Origin of the sequence: Spiroplasma endosymbiont of Stenodema calcarata (genome assembly GCF_964031205.1) — a bacterium.
GTDB lineage: Bacteria > Bacillota_I > Bacilli_A > Mycoplasmatales > Mycoplasmataceae > Spiroplasma.
Genome location: NZ_OZ035018.1, coordinates 1244875 through 1263355, shown reverse-complemented (window position 1 = coordinate 1263355; position 18481 = coordinate 1244875). Strand labels below are relative to the sequence as shown.

Here is an 18481-nt window from a genome sequence, read left to right as displayed (position 1 = left end):
ATGATGAAGAAAAAGTTAGATAAAATTATACCACGAGAAGTTGATTTTGCCCAGTGATATACTGATATTGTTTTAAATGCTGATTTAATTAGTTATGGAGTTGTTAAAGGAACAATGATTTTTAAGCCTTATGGTTATGCAATTTGAGAAAATATTCAAAAATTCTTGGATGCCGAATTTAAAAAAGTAGGAATTCAAAATGTTTATTTTCCCTTATTAATTCCAAAAACTCTTTTTAATAAAGAAAAAGAACATATCGAAGGATTTTCACCTGAAATTGCAACAGTAACAAAGGTTGGGGATAAAGTTTTAGAAGAAGAACTTTATATTCGACCAACATCAGAAGTTTTATTTGGGACGTTCTTTAGTAAAGAAATTCAGGGTTATCGTGATTTGCCATTATTATATAATCAATGAGTAAATGTTTTGCGTTGAGAAAAAACAACTCGTCCTTTTTTACGAACTAGTGAATTTTTATGACAAGAAGGTCATACAATTCATGCAACAAGTCAAGAAGCACGTGATTTTACTTTAAAAATCTTAGATATTTATGCTGACTTTGTGCAAGAAAAATTATTATTACCCGTTATTAAAGGACAAAAAACAGAACGGGAAAAATTTGCTGGCGCAGAAGAAACATATACAATTGAATCATTAATGTATGATGGACAAGCCTTACAATGTGGAACTAGTCATTATTTTGGTCAAAATTTTTCAAAAGCTTTTGATATTAAATTTGCAAATAAACAAAATGAAATGGAGCATGCTTATTCAACATCATGGGGAGTTTCGACACGGTTAATAGGAGGTATTATTATGACACATAGTGATGATAATGGTCTTGTGTTGCCACCAGCAATTGCTCCAATTCAAATAATGATTTTACCAATTAGTAATGATAGTCAGCAAGTTCAAGTTGCTAAAAATTTACAAATTGAATTACAAGAATATCGTTCTGAAATTGATCAATCAGATAAAAGTTTTGGTTTTCGAGCGGCAAATGCGGAAATTAAAGGGATTCCATTACGAATTGAAGTCGGCCCACGTGATTTAGAACAAAAGCAAGTTACAATTGTGCGCCGTGATACTTTTGTAAAAATTCCGGTTCCATTATCAGCCGTGAAAGAAACTGTCGCAAAATTAATATCTGAGATTGCAACAAATTTATATCAAAGTGCGTTAACCAATCGTCAGCAGCGGACACAAAAAATTACTACTTATGATGATTATTTAAAAGCGTTAGCAAAGGGGAATGGTTTATTCTTAGTTCCATTTTGTGGTCAGATTAAATGTGAAGATGTTATTAAGGCAGAAACACAAACAACTTCTCGGTGCATTCCATTTGATATAAAATCCGATAAAACAGTTTGCTTTCATTGTGGACAACCAGCCACTAACTTAGTTTATTTTGGGCGCGCTTATTAATATAAAGGAAACCTCTTTAGCTTTTGGTAAAATCTAGTTAAGGAGGTTTTTAATTTGTTTGATCAAATTTTTGTTGACCAACCATTAGCAGTATTTAATTCATTTCAATTTGCCCCCAAAAATGCGATTAATTTAGCATTAGATGTTGTTATTCCATTGTTTAGTTTTGAAAATGGGGATAATAGTAAAGCATATGCATTTTACATTCGTCCCAATATTGGTAATATCAAACCTTGATTTGCAGAAAATGGGCAGCCCACAGTATCTTATAAAATTGATCGGAGAGCACCGGCTAATATTACTGATATTTTACAAAAACATTTTTCGCAATTTGATTATAGTTTTTCGATGTTAGAAATATATTGAAATATTAATAATAAAAAGAATTGTAAAATAACAACGCAATTACAAACTAGATATAACGATACTGTTTTTCATATTTCACAAACTAAAGTTAAATACTCAAATTGAGGGAAAGTTGTTGTTCCAGAGCAATGCCTTAGTGAAGATAAAATTAATAAAATTAGTCTTGTTATTAGTGTTCCTAATATTAAAACTGATATTTTAATAGCAAAAAATTCTTATCAAGAAATTTATTTGAATTTTAATAATAAAAGTAAAAAATATAATCAAACAACCAAAATGGCAGGAATAATTCAATACAAAAATTATGATGAAAAGAAAAAACGTTTTCAAACTTTGCAAAATATTTCTGACCATTATTTCGAATTTATTACGATGACGCCGCATTATGAACAAATAGCATCTTTATTTTCTTTACGAAGTTTTAGTTTTCTTTCAGCGGATTATATTACAAATTTTCCAATTGACTTTTATACAAAAATAACAAAATTATTAGTATTTTTTAATAATCATTATCTTTCGATTCCAACAATAAGAACAATAAAGAGCAAAGAAACAAAATATAGTTTTAAAACATTACGTGGTTATTTAAAATATAATCCTAACCAAAAACTATATGAACATTTTTTTATCGATAATATGATTTATAATCACGCTAAAAATCATATTGAACTTACAACAAATGATATTTCCAACACTAAAAATTTTCTTGTTAATCCTTTTTTACCGGAAACAAAGGTAACTTTTATTACACAGTTAGAATCATTTAATATTAAATTTACACAAGATATCATTTTTAAGCCCCTTATTTCTCCTCCAAAAGCTAATAATAATTTTACTCCGCCCCTTAATTGATTTGATAATTTAACAATGACATATTATATTTCCTTGCAAAAATTAACAAATTATTATAATAAAGAATTCAATCAAGAATTATTTAAACAATTTGAGTTTGATTTTTTATTAGAAGAAAAGAGTATTAATAATGAAAAGAATTTTTAGTAAAAGGGGCATTATTCTTCTTGGTTTTTTGTTACCAATTGTTATTTTTTTAAGTGTTGTTTTTGTTTTTATTTATAAAAATATTTTAATTAGTAGTAATAAGCCAGAACCTAAATTGCAAGTTTTTAATAAAGAGGGGGATCAAATATTAGAGCCAACTTCTGATAAATTACTCTTAGATGTAAAACGATTACGATTAAACATCAATTATTTTTATCGTGAATATTATTTTAATAATGAACAATTTCATCACTATTTTTTAAAATGATGAATTCCCAAAATGATTTTATCGCAGAGTGCTACTAGTTACCTTAGTTTTTATTATAGTAACGATCAAATTGCGTATTCTAAACTAATTTTAATTTATTATTATCATAATAAAACACAATTATATCAAGCTTGAAAAATAACTCTTTAAATGATGAAAAAGATAGAATCTATTATTTTAATCCTAAACTTGATATAATAATTATAATTAAAAAAGAAAGAGAGGAATTTTAAATGGATGTCCTAAATGAAGTTAAGAAAGCTTTAAAAGAGCATGGGGTTTCAAAGCAGATTGATTTAAATACAGAATTTAAATCATTAGGACTAGATTCACTAGATTTAATGGATTTGGTAATTAAGGCTGAGAAAAAAAATGGTGTGCAAATTCCTGATGATAAACTAATGGATATTAAAACAGTGGCAGATTTAGTTAAAATTATTGAAGAAATTAAAAAATAAAGGAGCTAACAAAAATGGCATTATCATATGAAAACATTGTGCAGTTATTAAAAAATAAAAATTATCGAATTACTGAAATTAGGTTAGCAATTATTAAGATTTTAACAGAAAAGCAACATTTAGTTTTATCAGAAATTGTTGAATTCTTGGAAGAAGAATTTAAAAATGTTAATTTAATGTCAGTGTATAACACAATTGATTTATTAATTACTGAGCATATTGTTTTTACCAATTCTTTTGATGGCAAGCAAATTTGATATGATTTAGCGGAAAATCCATCATTTCATATGGTATGTGACATTTGCAAAAATGTTGTTCATATTAAAGATTCAAAAATTTTACAAAAAATTGAGTTAGATAACTTAAAAGAAGTTTTGGAAAATATTAATTGAGAGCCAGTTCATTTTAAAATTGAGAGCCATGGCATTTGTGATAAATGCCAAAATAAAAAAATGGAACATCTTCATTTTAATGATAATTTCAATGATGAAAATAAATAAAAATACTTGCTATTTCAAATCATTTTGTTAAAATGATTAGGCGTCAATCTTGATGTTTAATTTTTAATTTAGGGGTATAGTTCCAATGGTAGAACATCGGACTTCAAATCCGAGTGTTGCGGGTTCGAATCCTGCTACCCCTGCCATAAAGTTAAAAAACGAGAGTATGAAAATACTTTTTTTATTTTAAAACAATTATTCCTTTGTAATATTTGAATTATGATTTTAAAAAATTTAGGGGTGTAGTTCAATGGTAGAACAACGGTCTCCAAAACCGTACGCTGTGGGTTCAAGTCCTATCACCCCTGCCATGATAATAACATTGGAAGCATACCCAAGTCTGGTTGAAGGGGGCGGTCTCGAAAACCGTTAGATGGAGTGATCCATGCAAGAGTTCGAATCTCTTTGCTTCCGCCATTAAAATAAAATAAAAAAACCATTTCTAGATTAGAAATGGTTTTTTTATTTTATTTATTTTCGGGGATTGCAACAAAGGCAATTGTGTCTAAACCAGCATGAGCCACAAAAATATTAGCTAATTGCTCAGTTTGATATTCTATCTTTAGGTCATCTAATTTCTTCGTAACATTATCTCAGACTTTTTTAGTACATTCATTTGTTTTTAAAACAAATAATTGGAATTTTTCATTTAATGTTTTTTTAAATTTATCTCATGCTTCAATTAATGCATCAATTAAATTGTTTAATGTTCGTGATGAAGCAATCTTTTTTGGGTTTTCTCCTCATTGAATTAAAATTTTAATTTTAAATAAATTAATTATCGATAACAAGACTTTTCCGACACGCCCTCCTTTTGATAAACGTTCTAAACTACCAGGGATCATTGCCATATATGTTTTTTCTTCTAAAACCGAAGTTTTAGCAATGATTTCTTGAACAGTAAGATCTTGTTTTGTTAATTCATTCGCATAAATAATTAATGATTTTAAAGCAAAAGCAGCTGTATGATTACGAACAACATGCACTTTTCCTTGATATTTTTTATCTTGACTTACAGTATAAGCAGTTGCATATTGACTTGAAAGTTTTTCTGCAATAGGATAATGAATGATTTCTGTGTATGTTTCTAGAAGCTCATCATATTTAGCCATCAATTCGCCGACTGAAGCCTGACTTGTTTTTGTACTTCCTGTTTTGACAATATCATAAAAATGATATTTTTTTATTTCTTCTTCTGTGTCTAAAATATCTGTTTCATTATTTAAAATAATATGTAAAGGAATTACATGGATTCCTAATTTTTTAATTTCTGCTGCTGTAAAACCAGCTGATGAATCCGTTACAATTGCAATTTTTTTGTTCATAAAATTAGTCTCCTTTAGTTATCTCAACATACTAGAACGATGGTATTAGGTCCAGTGTGAGCAGCAATAACATTTGCCAAAATGTATGTTGAATTAATTATACCACCACCGTCTTTAATTATTTGGTGAACTTCATTTAAAGTTTCTTTATCGGTTTTTGAATGTAATATAATGATATTTTTTCAATTTTGCCGTTCCTTTTTAATTTGTTCAAAAGCTGTTTCAATCGCTTTTTTAAATGTTCTTGTTTTGCCAAATTTATCAATTCGCCCGTCATATCTTAAAATTGGTGTTATTTTTAATAAGGATGCTAATGCGGCAGCAGCAGTAATTCGCCCGCCACGTTTTAAAGTTTCCAAACTTTTGGGAACAATAAATGCACTAAATTTAGTTTTAATAACATCAATTCTTGTTTGAAATTCTGTTAATGCAATGCCTTCTTTAATTCAACTATAAATTAGATCAATCATATAAACTAATATTTCACTAACACCATCTGTGTCAATAACAAAAACCTTTCCTTTATAGTCTTCACCTTGCGCTAACATTGAGATATTTTCATGTTGACCAGATAATCCTTTTGATAATCCTACAAAAACAATATTATCGTATTTTTCTAATAGTTTATTTCAAGTATTTAACATTTTTCCCATTGGAATTTGGCTTGTTTTAATTACTTGATATTCTAAGATATCATAAAATTCATTAAAAGAAATAACATCTTCATCATCTTCAACTTCACTTCCATCTGGGAAGTTTAATAATAGCGGTAATAAATATGTATCCTCATATTTTTTTAATTCGTCCTTTGTAATTCCTGACGATGAATCTATTATTAATGCAACCTTATTCATAAGTGCCCTCCATTTATTTTTTTACAAATTTAACTATCATTGAATTTTAGTTATTATATTGTTAAACTCTTAACAATATAATAATTATAAACTTTGATATAATAATTTCAAGAACGAAAGGAAGATAAAAATGAAAATTACTAATGAAAAGAAAAATATGTATGAAAATATTCTTCAAGCGTTTGCTCCATCAGGATGCGAAGAACAGGTTATAGTTTTAATGAAACAATATTATCAAAAGTATACGACAGAAATTATTCAAGATAATTTAGGAAGTTGTTTTGCCGTTATTAGAAATCAAAAGGGTATTAAAAATGCTAAAAAAGTTATGTTAATGGCCCACGGAGACGAAGTTGGTTTTATGGTTAGTCAGATTAATGAAAAAGGGTTAATTCGGATTAATCCATTAGGAGGAATTTGAGAACAAACATTATTAGCAAAGCGGGTAAAACTATTAAAAGATGATGGGTCTTTTATAATAGGAGCTATTTCAGCAATTGCTCCACATTTGTTATCCGCAGAAGCCCGCTCAAAACCTACGCCAATTGCTAATATGTTAGTAGATTTTGGTTTTGCTTCAAAAGCAGAAGCTTATGCAGCAGGTGTACGGGAAGGGAATTTTGTTATTTGTGAAGGTCCCACTGTTTTTTTAAATGACAAAAGATTATTATCTAAAGCAATTGATAATCGGATGGGTCTTATTTTAGGATTAGAAGTGTTAGAACAAATTAAAAATAAAGCTTTAGACTATGATTTATATGTTGGTTTTAGTGTCCAAGAAGAAGTTGGAACACGTGGGGCAGGAACAGCTACCGCATTAATTAAACCCGATTTTGCAATTGTAACTGATGTTTCACCAGGGCAGGATTATGAATCAACAACTGCATTTGGACAATTAGGACAAGGAGTAATGTTACGAGGAATGGACAATGGTTATGTTACTCGGCATGATTTAATTAAATATCAACTTAAGTTAATGCAACAGCATCAAATTAAGTATCAATTTTATATTTCACCAGGGGGTACTGATGCCGGTCGTGTTCATTTAAGTGGATATGGAATTCCAACAATTCAGGCCTGTTTAATTGCTCGTAATTTGCATACAATTAGTGGTATTATTGACTTAGATGATTTTAATGAAACAATTAAGTTGGTAACTACTATTATTGAAGATTTAGATGAAACAAAGATCAAAAATTTTAATTGAAGTGAGAAGAGGTAAAAATGAAGACAGCGGAAATTGGTTTATTTTATCATCCAGGTTTTGATGTTTTAATTGGGTATGAGCCACTGACCAGCAAAGGAGAACAGGTTAGCAATAAAGAATGAGTTTTCTTTCATAATGCCAATAAGCAATCTTATAATTTTAATTTATTAAATGCTAGTAAGCATTTAACAACAAAATTAACGCCAGGTATTAATAGTGATAATAAATTATTAATAGCAGAATTAACAAAAATACTTGAAAAACAAGGATATTTATGGGGCGATGTTAATCGTGAACCACAATTTATTGTTGGTAAGATTTTAAAACGTAAGCAACATCCTAATTCTGATAAATTAAATATTTGCCAAGTTGCAATTAATACAACAAGTGTTCAAATTATTTGTGGCGCTGATAATTGTGATGTTGATCAATTAGTGGTTGTGCCTCGAATTGGGGCGATTATGCCTTCAACATTACAAATTATTCCTAGCGAATTACGAGGTGTTATTTCAAATGGTATGCTTTGCTCAGAACGAGAATTAGGATTACCAGCTTCTGGTATTGGTAAAAAAATTATGGTATTATCATCACAACAATATCATCTTGGCAATAGTTTTTGAAAGGAATATTATAATAATGAGTAAAATTAAAGACGGATATTATAGTGCAATTTATTTTTTAAAAACAGCCAATATTTTAAAAAATGAAAGACCAAATGACATAGTTACAATGCAATTTTTTCAGCGGGAAGAGAACGTTATTTTAGCAGGTGTTGATGAATGCGTTGAGTTATTAAAAACAGAAGCTTCTAATCCTGACATATTACAAATTATGGCTTTAAATGATGGTGATTTAATTCAGCCTAATGAGCCAGTGTTAAAAATTACAGGACACTATTATCAATTCGGTTATTTAGAAGGAATTATTGATGGGATTCTAGCACGACAAACTAGTATTGCTACTAATTGTCATCGTATTTTACAAGTGGCAAATAATAAACCAGTTATTTATATGAATGATCGTAGTGATTATTATTATAATCAAGAAAATGATGGATACGCTGCAAAAGTTGGAGGAATTACAAATTTTGTGACAACTGCTCAAGTTGCGAAATTAACTAATAATTATGAACCAATGGGAACAGTTCCCCATGCTTTAATTCAAGCCTTTAATGGTGATTTAATTGCAGCATTGTATGCTTACCAACGGTTTTATCCAACCGATAAATTAGTAGCTTTGGTTGATTATAATAATGATGTTATTACTGATACTTTAAAAGTTGCAACGGAATTTTCAAATTTATATGCCGTTCGGATTGATACATCACAAGCTTTGGTTGATAAATATTTTCATGGCAAAGAAAAACAATATCCGATTGGTGAAATTAATGGGGTTAATAAACATTTAGTATCCGCCTTACGCCAAGCGTTAGACCAGCAGGGCTATCGACATATTAAAATTATTGTTTCATCAGGATTTAATGTAGCAAAAATTAGAGATTTTGAAAAAGAAGGTGTTCCGGTCGATATTTATGGGATTGGGCAGGCCTTAGCAAAAATTAATATTGGTTTTACTGGTGATGCTGTGCAATTAAATGGCGTTGATCAAGCTAAATTTGGTCGTCATAACATTGTTTCAAATCGACTAGTTAAAAAATAAGAAATGTTTTATAATATAGGTAAATAAAGGGGGTTTTCATGATGAGTGAAAATAAAAACCAAGAGATTGAATCCTATTATAATCATGATGATGCTTATCCTCATCAAAAACATGAACAAAAACAACGACAAGAAGAAGTATTGAAAACAAATAATGTTACTGAGCATAATGCGATAAAACCTCCTTTGAATTCATTTGGCGAGGTTATTTCACCATTGTATGGGAAAAAGCTTGATGGTGCTAATGAATTTAAAAATGTTATGCTGAATAACTATGAACACAATTTACATCTTGAAGACGACAATGCTGCTTCACATTCAATTAATGAAATTATTGAACAAAAAATTGACGAAAAGAAAGCGGAATTAGCGAAAATTCATGTTGATGAAGAAAAAATTCCAAATACAGTAAAAGATGATACGGAAAAGTATTTTAAAAAATATATTCCTTCAAGAGATAATACGTTAATTAGATCAACATTAAAAAATCATAATAAACTTTCTGAACAAGCAGCTAAAACGGTATCATTTTTATTTAAACCACGCAAAAATGGGGAAAGTATTTTTGGTGATCAAACAGATGAATTAACATTAGAGCTAGAACAAATTAAAGAAAAAATTAACTATTCATTACCACATCATAAATTAGATGAGTACGAACAAATAGGATTGTTTGAAGGATTTGAACAACAAAAAATAATTAATGAACAAATCCGCCAAGCAGTTTCAGAAGCCTATCATATTGATGATAATTTTTTAGAGAATATGCCATTAGAGCAACGCCGGCGATTAATTCAGCATAATTCAACAAAAGCGGGAGCTGTTAGATTTAAGGCATTACTTAATTTACAAGAAACTAATTTGAATAATCAATTTTTGCGTCGTTCAAAACCAATTGTTCAGTATCATCAGAATTTACATGATTTGCGAAATGAAGAGGACTCACATCCAGAACTTAAGCATGTTAAGGAATATTATACTAAACGTAATCCATATTTATCACGGATGTTAGAATTGGAAGAACGAACTGCAAAAGAAGCCGAGGAAAAACGCAAAGAACGAATTAATGCTCAAATTAATGAAATTAAAAATCAACAGAAAAATGAGAATAAATAACTATTTTTTTATTTTGATATTAGTTAAAATAAGTTATAATGTAAAAGTAATATTTAATTCGATTAGGAAAAAGGTGGAAAAAAATGATATATATCTTAGCAACAAGTAATGATTTATTAATTTCACAGACAATTTTAATTATTATTTTATTATGTTTAGCGATTGTATTTTGTTGTTATGGAATTATTGCTGCTCGGAAAGTTGCAATTGCTGCTAAGAAATTTGATTATTTTGTTGAAGATTTAACTTATAAATCAGAAATGTTAAATTCCACAGTTGATACAGTTGTCAAAGTTTCAAATTATATTGATGTGTTTGAAGCTTTTGCAAAAAGAAATGTTAAAGCGTGAGTAAAAGTTATTGCCCGAAATAAAGATATTGCTTATCGAATTGTTGATAAATTAAAAGATTTTGCTAATTCTGATGACAAGGAATAATTATGGCTTTTAAATTTATTAAGACATTAACAATTATGGTAGCAGGGATGCTTATTGCACCTAAAAAAGGGTCAGAATTACGCGAAGATTTTATTAATTTAGTTAAAAAATATAATCCACAATTAAAAAAAATGGTTAATAATATTGAAGTTGTGTGAGAAAAATCGCAAGGGATTGAATCAGATGAAGTAGCAGCTGATATCGAATTACGAATTAAAAATGTTAAAGGGGCAGTAGAAATTTTAGATTCAGCTTCAACAAAAGAAATGGCTTATAAAATGTTAAAGAAAATTGATGCTGGAGCTGTGAAATTAATTAAAGCGGCAGCAAAATCACCAAATGTGTGTGCTGTTGCTAAAGACTTAGCTAAAATAACAGTTTCGGCAATTGATACAGGAATTAAAGTAAACGAAGATTTGAAAAAAACTTCAGCTTCAATTTCGGAAAAAATCATTGAAGAAGGTAAACCTAATCAACTTAAAAAAATGTAAAGATCGATAAAGAATAACTCTAACAATTTAGAGTTTTTTAATAGTAAAGGGAATTAGATAATGGCAAAAAATATTATAGAAGAATTAAAATGGCGTGGTTTATTAAAACAAGTAACTAACGAAACAAAATTATTAAAAGCCCAAGCTTTAAAAAAAGGGGTTTATTGTGGTTTTGATCCAACCGGTGACTCATTACATGTTGGTCATTTGATTCAAATTATGTTGTTAAAACGTTTTGAAATGTTTGGTTTTCAACCAATTGCAATTATTGGTGGGGGAACTGGAATGATTGGTGATCCAAGTGGCAAAAAAGCAGAGCGAGTATTATTAGATGATAAAACAATTAAAGATAATATACAAGCAATAAGCCATCAAATGCAACAACTAATTGGAAAAAATGTGAGAATGGTTAACAATGCTGATTGATTACAAACAATGACCTTAATTGATTTTTTACGTAATGTTGGAAAAGACTTTAATATTAGTTATTTGTTAGCAAAAGAAAATATTGCAACAAGAATTGATGTTGGTTTATCATATACGGAATTTGCTTATACTTTATTACAAGCTTATGATTTTTATCAATTATATATTAATTATGATTGTGCTGTTCAAACAGGGGGTAGTGACCAATGAGGAAATATTACTTCCGGGACAGACTATATTTATAAACAAATTGGAGAAGATAATTTAGCATGTGGTGTAACAATGAATTTGTTAACCAAAGCAGATGGCACAAAATTTGGAAAAACAGAATCAGGGGCAATTTGATTAGATTCCCGCAAAACGTCACCATATGAGTTTTATCAATTTTTCTTTAATCAAGATGACCAAGAAACGGGGAAATTGTTACGTTATTTAACAATGTTAACCGAAGCAGATATTATGGCCATTGAAAAAGAACACCAACAAGAACCAGCAAAACGAATTGCTCAAAAAAAATTAGCCGAAGCAGTAACATTATTTGTCCATCAAGCCAAAGGTTTAGAATTAGCACAGATTGTTAGTGAAGCATTATTTAATGGAAAGTTACATCAATTATCTGAGCAACAATTAGATCAATTAAAAAGTAGTTTACCAATTTTCACTGTGTCAAGTTTTGAGATTCCAATTTTGGATTTATTAGTTCAAGCACAAATTGTCATTTCAAAACGAGAAGGTCGTGAATTTTTAGAACAAGGAGCGATTACTGTTAATGGTGTTGTTATTAATAGTGAAACTTGGACTATAACAAAAGACAAATTCCTATTTAATAAATATTTAATTATTCGACGTGGGAAACGGAAATATCATTTAATTTCTTGCAAATAATAATAGAACTTAATATTAAGTATTAAAATTAAAAACACACTTTTATTTTTTTAAAAGTGTGTTTTTAAAATGCAAAATTATTTTAATTCAATGGTTTTCTTTTTAAGAGCTTTATTTCTATTTTTAATATAAAGACGAGTATAGTAAATTACTTGAATTAGTAATACAACAATTATATTAATAAATGCAAATAAGCGACAATGTCAAGGTGTTTGTGGTAATGCAAATACAGCAATTAACAATGCTAAAGCATAAGCATTTAATGTTCCTCAGATTGTAATTTTATGTCATAATTTTAATTTTCTTTTGTGATTTTTTTTCATGTTTAGAACCTTTCTGATATCTTTGATCAGTTAACATCTGTGTAAACTTACACTTAATATTATTTTAACTTAAAAATATTAAAATATCACTTTTAATTTCTTAATTTTTTAATTATTTTTAATCAAATAAAATGTAAAAAATAATTAATCATTCAATATAATGAGATTTTTTCTCATTTTTAGGATATAATTAACAATATTAAATTAAAAGGGAGCATATTATTATGAATAATTTTTTAATTAAAACAATAAAATTTAGTGGTTTTCGAAAATTTGATAAAGAAGTAGAAATAAATTTTGGTACAAATAAAGAACTATATAATTATAAGTATTCAGTTAAAGAAATAAAATTTAAAAATAATGAAGTAAAAGACTTTAATTCTGTTATTGGAATTATTGGAGCCAATGCTTCAGGTAAATCAACAATTTTAGAATTAATTTCAAAATATCAGCAATTTAATGAAAGCGGTTTAACTTTTAATAAGGAAATTATTAATCCTTTTGGATTAAAATATCGTAGTCAGCAAAAAATATTTGACCAGTCAGATTTTAATACTAGTAGTAATTTTAATAAAATTACTGTTCTTTTTCAGACTGATTTTGGAGATTACACGCATGAAGTAATAGTCAAAAATCCAAATATTTTTGAAGAAACAGTTTTAAAGGATAAAGAAATTATTTGACAACAAGATAATGGTACTTCATCTAAACTAAATTTTTTACGTTTTTATGTATTAGTAAATTCACAAATTCAAAAAAGTGAGAATAATCAATTTATAAGTTTATTGACTGATAAAGCCAATATATTTGGTGGAATGCTGTTAAAAATATTTAGATCTTTTTTTAGTTTCAATCTTATTTTAGAAAAGCAATATTTAATTGATGAAAGTCTAAACGAACTTTTTTACATAGTAATAAAAATGATAAAACACAGCAACTTTTACAAAAAAAATTAATACAATTATTTCAACTATTGATTCAAGTGTTAAAGGAGTGTCTTTTAAAGTTAAAAACATTCCAGATCCCTATAATTTTCATAAAACTATAAAACAAATAACAGTTCAACATGTTGAATTAAAAGATGGTACTAAAATTCCTTTTTTTTGGTCTTTCCGAAGGGACATTAAAATTTATGTCAAAGATATTAATGTTGTTGAGAATTACAGAAAAATTAGAAACTTATAGTTATATTCTAATAGATGAATTAGATAATTCATGGCATCCAAATTTGACACGTTTTTTTATTCGACTATTTAAAGCCAATTTATTTAAAAATACTATTCTAATTTTTACTGCGCATAATCCCTATATTTTTGAAGAAGTTAGAAAAGATGCTATTTATGTAATTAATCAAGATAACAAAGTTACTTCTTTTAATGAATTGCGTTGAAATAATAAACCAATTCGAAATGATTTTAGATTTTCTAAAAATTATTTTGATTAGGTCATTGGCTCGCATCCTTCTAGTATTGATTTTGAAAATTTTTGTGAGGAAATTGTCTAGTGCGACTATTGCAAAAATATATTATTATTTGTTTTGAGGGGAAGGAAGCTAATACAGAACGAAAGTATTTTAAAGGTGTTAATAGTAATCAAAAAATAAAGGATGAAATTTTTTCAATAAGTCATCTTACATTTAAAAGTTTGAAAATTAAAAGTGATGGGGATTATAAAAGAAAATTAGAAACTTTGTTACTTTCAATAGTACCAAATAATTTAGGATTTAAGGTTTTTATTATTTTAGATAATGACAATGAAGCCATTATTAATATTAAAAACAATAAGAGCAAAATTTTTGAAATTATTGTGGATATTTTAAATATTAATAAAAAGAATATATTTTTAATTGAATTACCTTTAAGTAAGACATTTGAATATTATTTAAGATTACATTTTTTAAATTGTAGCACTTCAAAAAATGATGAACTTTTTATTAAAGAACAATTAGGTTCTAACTATAAACAAAAAAAGGTTGATTATTTTACTAAGCTATTATCATTAACAGATGACTTTAGTTATTTGAAGGAAAATTTAAAAATAAATAATTGTGAGTATCTTAAATTAATAAAAAAAATAATATATTTAATATTTTTTATCAATTGAAATTTTTCTTTTTGTTTAATTATAATTCATTTTTAGTTTCTTTATTTATTTTGGCAACTGCTTTATGGTGTAAATATTCTTTTTTCAAAATATTTTGAATTATATGTTTTTTAATTTCTTTGTTAGTTGCAATATAATCTGGAATAAATTTAAATTATTCATAAAACGTAACATAAAATAAAGATTTTCTTTAAGATAATTAAAGTGAATAAAATTATTAACATTAAATGAAAAAGGGTCAGAATATAATATCAATATTAGAAAAAGATAATATTTTTATTGGCGAGAACATTGATAATATTTTATAAAATTTAGTATTTATTTTAATAAAATTTTCTTTAATTTTGTCGAAAACTCTTGATATTTATAGAATATATCTAATTTTAGGTATATTTTTAATATATAGAGGTAAATAATTGATGGAAAAAATAATTACAGAATTAAAAAACAGTTTTACAGATGATCAATTTTTAGAATTTGCTGAAAAAATAAAAAAAGAAGCAGAAGTAATCAAAAAACAAAAACGTTTAAATGAAATTGATCAAAAATTTAGAGATAAAGGCATTATATGTCCTGATTGTAAATCTTATCATTGTGTTAAAAATGGTCATAATCCCGAAGGAAAACAAAAATATTTATGTAAAAAATGTCGTGCTAGTTTTGATGCTTTTCGTCATCATTTTACTTATTGAAGTCATTTAAATTATGAACAGTGAAATTTATTAATTCAAATTTCATTATTAGGACAATCTAGTAAAATAATTTCCCGTTTTATTAAAACAACACCAAAAACTGCTTGATATAATCGTCAAAAATTAATGCAATCAAAACAATTAGAAAATACTCAATTAAAATTTAAAAAATTAAATGGTCAAATCCAAATTGATGAAACTTTTATTAAAGAAATCCATAAAGGTAATTTTAAAGATAAATTTGATAAACGAAAAACTCATCTTGATCCATTTTCAACTAATACCAAATGCTGTATTCAAATGGTAGTTGATAGCAATAATAATATTTTTGTTCAATCCACCAATACCAAACGATTACAAAAACAATGAATTATTGAAAATATGAATAAGCAATTAATTAAAGAAAAATCAATAATTATTTCTGACATGCAACCATTATATTTATTAGTAGCAAAACAAACAAATTCTACTCTATATTCTACCAAAACTAGTACAAATCCTGATACTAGTTATCGAAAGTTAAATAAGATTAGTAAATTACAATCGAGTCTTAAAGAAGCCTTAATTCATTATCATGGTTTGGGTTTCACTAATATTCAAAATTATTTAAATCTATGAAAATGAAAATACCAACATAAAGGTTTAACACCAAAACAACAATCAACGGTATTATATTTTAACGTTTAAAAAATTTAAAGCAAAATCATGATCTTAAACAAAATTATTTTTCAAATTGTCATATTGATGATTTTTTTATTTCATCAAGAGTTTTCGACAAAATTAAAGAAAAAGTTTTTTATTAATATTCAAAAACAATGATAAGATAAAAGGTTTAAACGTCCAAATGATAATTCAAAATTTAAATATACTTATACTTACGAATATCAAAATCGTGGAGCAGTTCATTTTCATATTATATTTAATCAAAATGTACCTAATTGAGTAGTTTTAAAATATTGACCTTATGGTATTAATAAAAATATTAAAGTTCGTAAAGGCACAAATGAAGATGTTGTTAAATATATTGGTAAATATATTGTTAAAACTGCAAATAATAATAAAAGTCAAAATCACTATGATTTAAATATTAAAGCATATCAATTTAGTCATAATTGTAAAAATCCAAAAAATAAAGGTTGGTGTTGTTGAATTATCAGATCAAGATTTAATTTATTCAATTAAAGATAACTTAAATTATTTTGCTTTTGGTGATGAAAATGGTTATAAAATCGGTTTTAGTTGTGATAGTTATTATGGTTTAGACAAATTCAGAGAGTATAAAAAATACGTTTCACACGAAAGTAAAATTTGAAGAAAACAAAATAATAAAACAATTGATAATTATACAAATAAATTTAAAAATTTAAGGTGTTAAAAGATTTATTTGTTCAATTTCGAAATTGAATGTACAAGCTTATTAATTCAAATACTTATTTGAAGGGAGATTAAATTTATGGCAAATAGAGATGTTAAATGTAAAGAATGTGGTAAAATTTGAACTTTTATTACGAAAAATACAACATAATAATTGCTTAGGTATGTATAAATATCGAAGACAAGATAAATGTTGTATTCATAGTAAATAAAAAAATGAGTAAAAACTCATTAAAAAAGTGGCAATTGCATTCGACAACAATTACCACAAATTAATTAAAACAAAAAAAAAAAAAAAAAACAAGTTAGTAATGTATTTTTTTTGTGTTAAAAATTTGACAATTTAATATTTTATTGTATTATTAATTTAACTTAAACATTTGATTATGTTTGAGTTTCAAATCTTAAAAGGTTTCATTCGACGAAACTTAGATATAATTAAATGTTTTTTATATTTTATTTATAAACTTATTCAAATAAAAAACACTTATTTTGTATTATTAATTTTAATTAACCATTTTTTATATTTAAGTTTCAAACTTTAAAGAAATCTTTTAAGTAATTTAATTAAATTATTTAAAAGAAAGGAGAAATCTTATGAATGGATTTCTAGTACAGTTGATAGATATTTCAACTGATAAAATTATTAAAGATGATAAAGGTAATGTAAGTAAATGAGATAGTTATACATTTACACCAGTTATTAAGTTAGAAAACGGTAATGTTAAAGGTACAAAAGATTTATCAAAGTCAAAATGATTTAAAGTAATTGATGATAATTATTTCAAATTAAAACCTTATTTAGTTGATGGTAGTTTATTTTATGTTTCGCTTAAATGAGATGGAAAAATTAATACAGTTGAACCATATATTAAAAATAATAACGAGCAAGATTTTATTAATAAATATTCTAATGAAAAACAAGAACAGTTAAATAGTAATCAACATCAAAATCAAAATAATAATATTGGTATTGATGATACTATTTTGTGAAATAAATAGTTATGAAACAACAGTTATGTATGGCTTGTATTAATGAAACTATTTGACAAAACGGGGCGACCGTTTGCTGAAATTGTTTTCAATTTAAAGGTGCTAACAATGGATAAAAAATGCATTGTTTGTGAACTTGATTTTGTATGAGAACTAGGTTCTAAATATTGCTGATACTGCGTTAATAATAAACAAATTTTAATTAATCAATATTATTCTAAATTAAGTAACGACGAGGTTAATAAAATATGAAAAAATTAACTAAAAGACAATTACGATTAAAGAAAAAATTTGAGCAATCCTGAAATGATTATTTAAAAGCAATAGATGGAGTGTTAGGAGAAGGTAAAATGCTAAGAGGAAGAGATAATAAATAATGAAAAGAATTAAAGAAATTTTAAAAGAATTAAAATCAAAAGAATACAACATTTTATTAGATGAATTAGAAGAGTTATTTGTTGAGTTAGAAAAAAAATCAATTATTTAAAGAAGATTTTATACTTTACACTTTTGGGTGTGATAAGTGTAATTTAACTTACAGCTGTAAAAATAAATGTAAATTATTTTGAGCTTTAAAAGAT

General features: G+C 26.4%; 21 protein-coding genes, 3 tRNA genes and 1 pseudogene. 22 read left to right on the top strand and 3 right to left on the bottom strand.

The features are described from left to right. Window positions 1-3 precede the first annotated feature (3 nt). The 8 genes from proS (at window position 4) to ACQH24_RS06790 (ending at window position 4433) form a co-directional block, all read left to right on the top strand. Complete coding sequence (gene proS / locus ACQH24_RS06825; RefSeq protein ID WP_425380707.1) at window positions 4-1425, top strand: proline--tRNA ligase; 1422 nt, start codon at window positions 4-6, stop codon at window positions 1423-1425. Between the two features lie 54 nt (window positions 1426-1479). Next, entirely contained in the window at window positions 1480-2790 is a 1311-nt protein-coding gene (locus tag ACQH24_RS06820) for a hypothetical protein (protein ID WP_425379826.1), read from the top strand. Further along, window positions 2774-3208 carry a hypothetical protein gene (locus ACQH24_RS06815; RefSeq protein WP_425379825.1) on the top strand — a complete coding sequence of 145 codons (435 nt, stop codon included), beginning with the start codon at window positions 2774-2776 and terminating at the stop codon, window positions 3206-3208. Before ACQH24_RS06820 ends, ACQH24_RS06815 begins: the two co-directional genes overlap by 17 nt. An 83-nt stretch (window positions 3209-3291) precedes the next feature. Beyond that, on the top strand, window positions 3292-3516 hold the full coding sequence (locus tag ACQH24_RS06810) for an acyl carrier protein (RefSeq protein WP_425379824.1): 225 nt from the start codon (window positions 3292-3294) through the stop codon (window positions 3514-3516). A 14-nt stretch (window positions 3517-3530) separates the two neighbouring features. Further along, window positions 3531-4016 (top strand): Fur family transcriptional regulator, encoded by a 486-nt coding sequence (locus tag ACQH24_RS06805; RefSeq protein ID WP_425379823.1) that lies wholly within the window; start codon window positions 3531-3533, stop codon window positions 4014-4016. 70 nt (window positions 4017-4086) lie between these two features. Beyond that, window positions 4087-4162: transfer RNA gene (locus ACQH24_RS06800), tRNA-Trp, on the top strand. Window positions 4163-4252: 90 nt separating this feature from the next. Then, window positions 4253-4327 (top strand) — tRNA-Trp (locus tag ACQH24_RS06795). A 13-nt stretch (window positions 4328-4340) separates the two neighbouring features. Continuing rightward, a tRNA-Ser gene (locus ACQH24_RS06790) sits at window positions 4341-4433 on the top strand. A 50-nt stretch (window positions 4434-4483) separates the two neighbouring features. On the opposite strand, the gene ACQH24_RS06785 is transcribed toward ACQH24_RS06790, so the two are convergent. Further along, a complete protein-coding gene (locus tag ACQH24_RS06785; RefSeq protein WP_425379822.1) occupies window positions 4484-5341 on the bottom strand; it encodes a DegV family protein in 858 nt (285 codons plus the stop codon). Between the two features lie 14 nt (window positions 5342-5355). Beyond that, the gene (locus tag ACQH24_RS06780) at window positions 5356-6195 is read right to left on the bottom strand and encodes a DegV family protein (protein WP_425379821.1); all 840 of its coding nucleotides are present in this window, start codon (window positions 6193-6195) and stop codon (window positions 5356-5358) included. Between the two features lie 130 nt (window positions 6196-6325). Here ACQH24_RS06780 and ACQH24_RS06775 point away from each other — a divergent pair, with 130 nt between their 5' ends. The 7 genes from ACQH24_RS06775 to tyrS all read left to right on the top strand — a co-directional run bounded on the left by ACQH24_RS06775 (window position 6326) and on the right by tyrS (window position 12415). Next, the gene (locus ACQH24_RS06775; RefSeq protein ID WP_425379820.1) at window positions 6326-7417 is read left to right on the top strand and encodes a M42 family metallopeptidase; all 1092 of its coding nucleotides are present in this window, start codon (window positions 6326-6328) and stop codon (window positions 7415-7417) included. Between the two features lie 2 nt (window positions 7418-7419). Then, window positions 7420-8046: a YtpR family tRNA-binding protein gene (gene ytpR, locus ACQH24_RS06770; RefSeq protein ID WP_425379819.1), complete on the top strand. Its 627-nt coding sequence runs from the start codon at window positions 7420-7422 to the stop codon at window positions 8044-8046. Then, window positions 8039-9061: a nicotinate phosphoribosyltransferase gene (locus tag ACQH24_RS06765; RefSeq protein WP_425379818.1), complete on the top strand. Its 1023-nt coding sequence runs from the start codon at window positions 8039-8041 to the stop codon at window positions 9059-9061. Before ytpR ends, ACQH24_RS06765 begins: the two co-directional genes overlap by 8 nt. Before the next feature lie 41 nt (window positions 9062-9102). Beyond that, window positions 9103-10176 carry a hypothetical protein gene (locus ACQH24_RS06760; protein ID WP_425379817.1) on the top strand — a complete coding sequence of 358 codons (1074 nt, stop codon included), beginning with the start codon at window positions 9103-9105 and terminating at the stop codon, window positions 10174-10176. 83 nt (window positions 10177-10259) lie between these two features. After that, window positions 10260-10613, top strand: coding sequence for a hypothetical protein (locus ACQH24_RS06755; RefSeq protein WP_425379816.1), 354 nt, complete (start codon window positions 10260-10262; stop codon window positions 10611-10613). Window positions 10614-10615: 2 nt separating this feature from the next. Then, on the top strand, window positions 10616-11104 hold the full coding sequence (locus tag ACQH24_RS06750) for a hypothetical protein (protein WP_425379815.1): 489 nt from the start codon (window positions 10616-10618) through the stop codon (window positions 11102-11104). 60 nt (window positions 11105-11164) lie between these two features. Then, window positions 11165-12415 (top strand): tyrosine--tRNA ligase, encoded by a 1251-nt coding sequence (gene tyrS / locus ACQH24_RS06745; protein ID WP_425379814.1) that lies wholly within the window; start codon window positions 11165-11167, stop codon window positions 12413-12415. A gap of 77 nt (window positions 12416-12492) precedes the next feature. Here the strand turns inward: tyrS and ACQH24_RS06740 are convergent, their stop codons facing one another. Next, entirely contained in the window at window positions 12493-12738 is a 246-nt protein-coding gene (locus ACQH24_RS06740; protein ID WP_425379813.1) for a hypothetical protein, read from the bottom strand. A gap of 224 nt (window positions 12739-12962) precedes the next feature. On the opposite strand from ACQH24_RS06740, the gene ACQH24_RS06735 reads away from it, so the two are divergent. From ACQH24_RS06735 to ACQH24_RS06705, 7 genes and pseudogenes are all read left to right on the top strand, one after another. Further along, window positions 12963-13694 carry a hypothetical protein gene (locus tag ACQH24_RS06735; RefSeq protein WP_425379812.1) on the top strand — a complete coding sequence of 244 codons (732 nt, stop codon included), beginning with the start codon at window positions 12963-12965 and terminating at the stop codon, window positions 13692-13694. Window positions 13695-13870: 176 nt separating this feature from the next. Further along, window positions 13871-14182: an AAA family ATPase gene (locus tag ACQH24_RS06730; RefSeq protein ID WP_425379811.1), complete on the top strand. Its 312-nt coding sequence runs from the start codon at window positions 13871-13873 to the stop codon at window positions 14180-14182. Window positions 14183-14241: 59 nt separating this feature from the next. Continuing rightward, window positions 14242-14877, top strand: coding sequence for an RloB domain-containing protein (locus ACQH24_RS06725; protein ID WP_425379810.1), 636 nt, complete (start codon window positions 14242-14244; stop codon window positions 14875-14877). Between the two features lie 383 nt (window positions 14878-15260). Further along, a complete protein-coding gene (locus ACQH24_RS06720; RefSeq protein WP_425379371.1) occupies window positions 15261-16220 on the top strand; it encodes a transposase in 960 nt (319 codons plus the stop codon). 201 nt (window positions 16221-16421) lie between these two features. Continuing rightward, window positions 16422-16715 (top strand): annotated as a pseudogene (locus tag ACQH24_RS06715) (rolling circle replication-associated protein); the annotation flags it as partial. A 789-nt stretch (window positions 16716-17504) separates the two neighbouring features. Beyond that, entirely contained in the window at window positions 17505-17909 is a 405-nt protein-coding gene (locus ACQH24_RS06710) for a hypothetical protein (protein ID WP_425379809.1), read from the top strand. Window positions 17910-18148: 239 nt separating this feature from the next. After that, on the top strand, window positions 18149-18277 hold the full coding sequence (locus ACQH24_RS06705) for a hypothetical protein (protein WP_425379808.1): 129 nt from the start codon (window positions 18149-18151) through the stop codon (window positions 18275-18277). Window positions 18278-18481 lie beyond the last annotated feature (204 nt).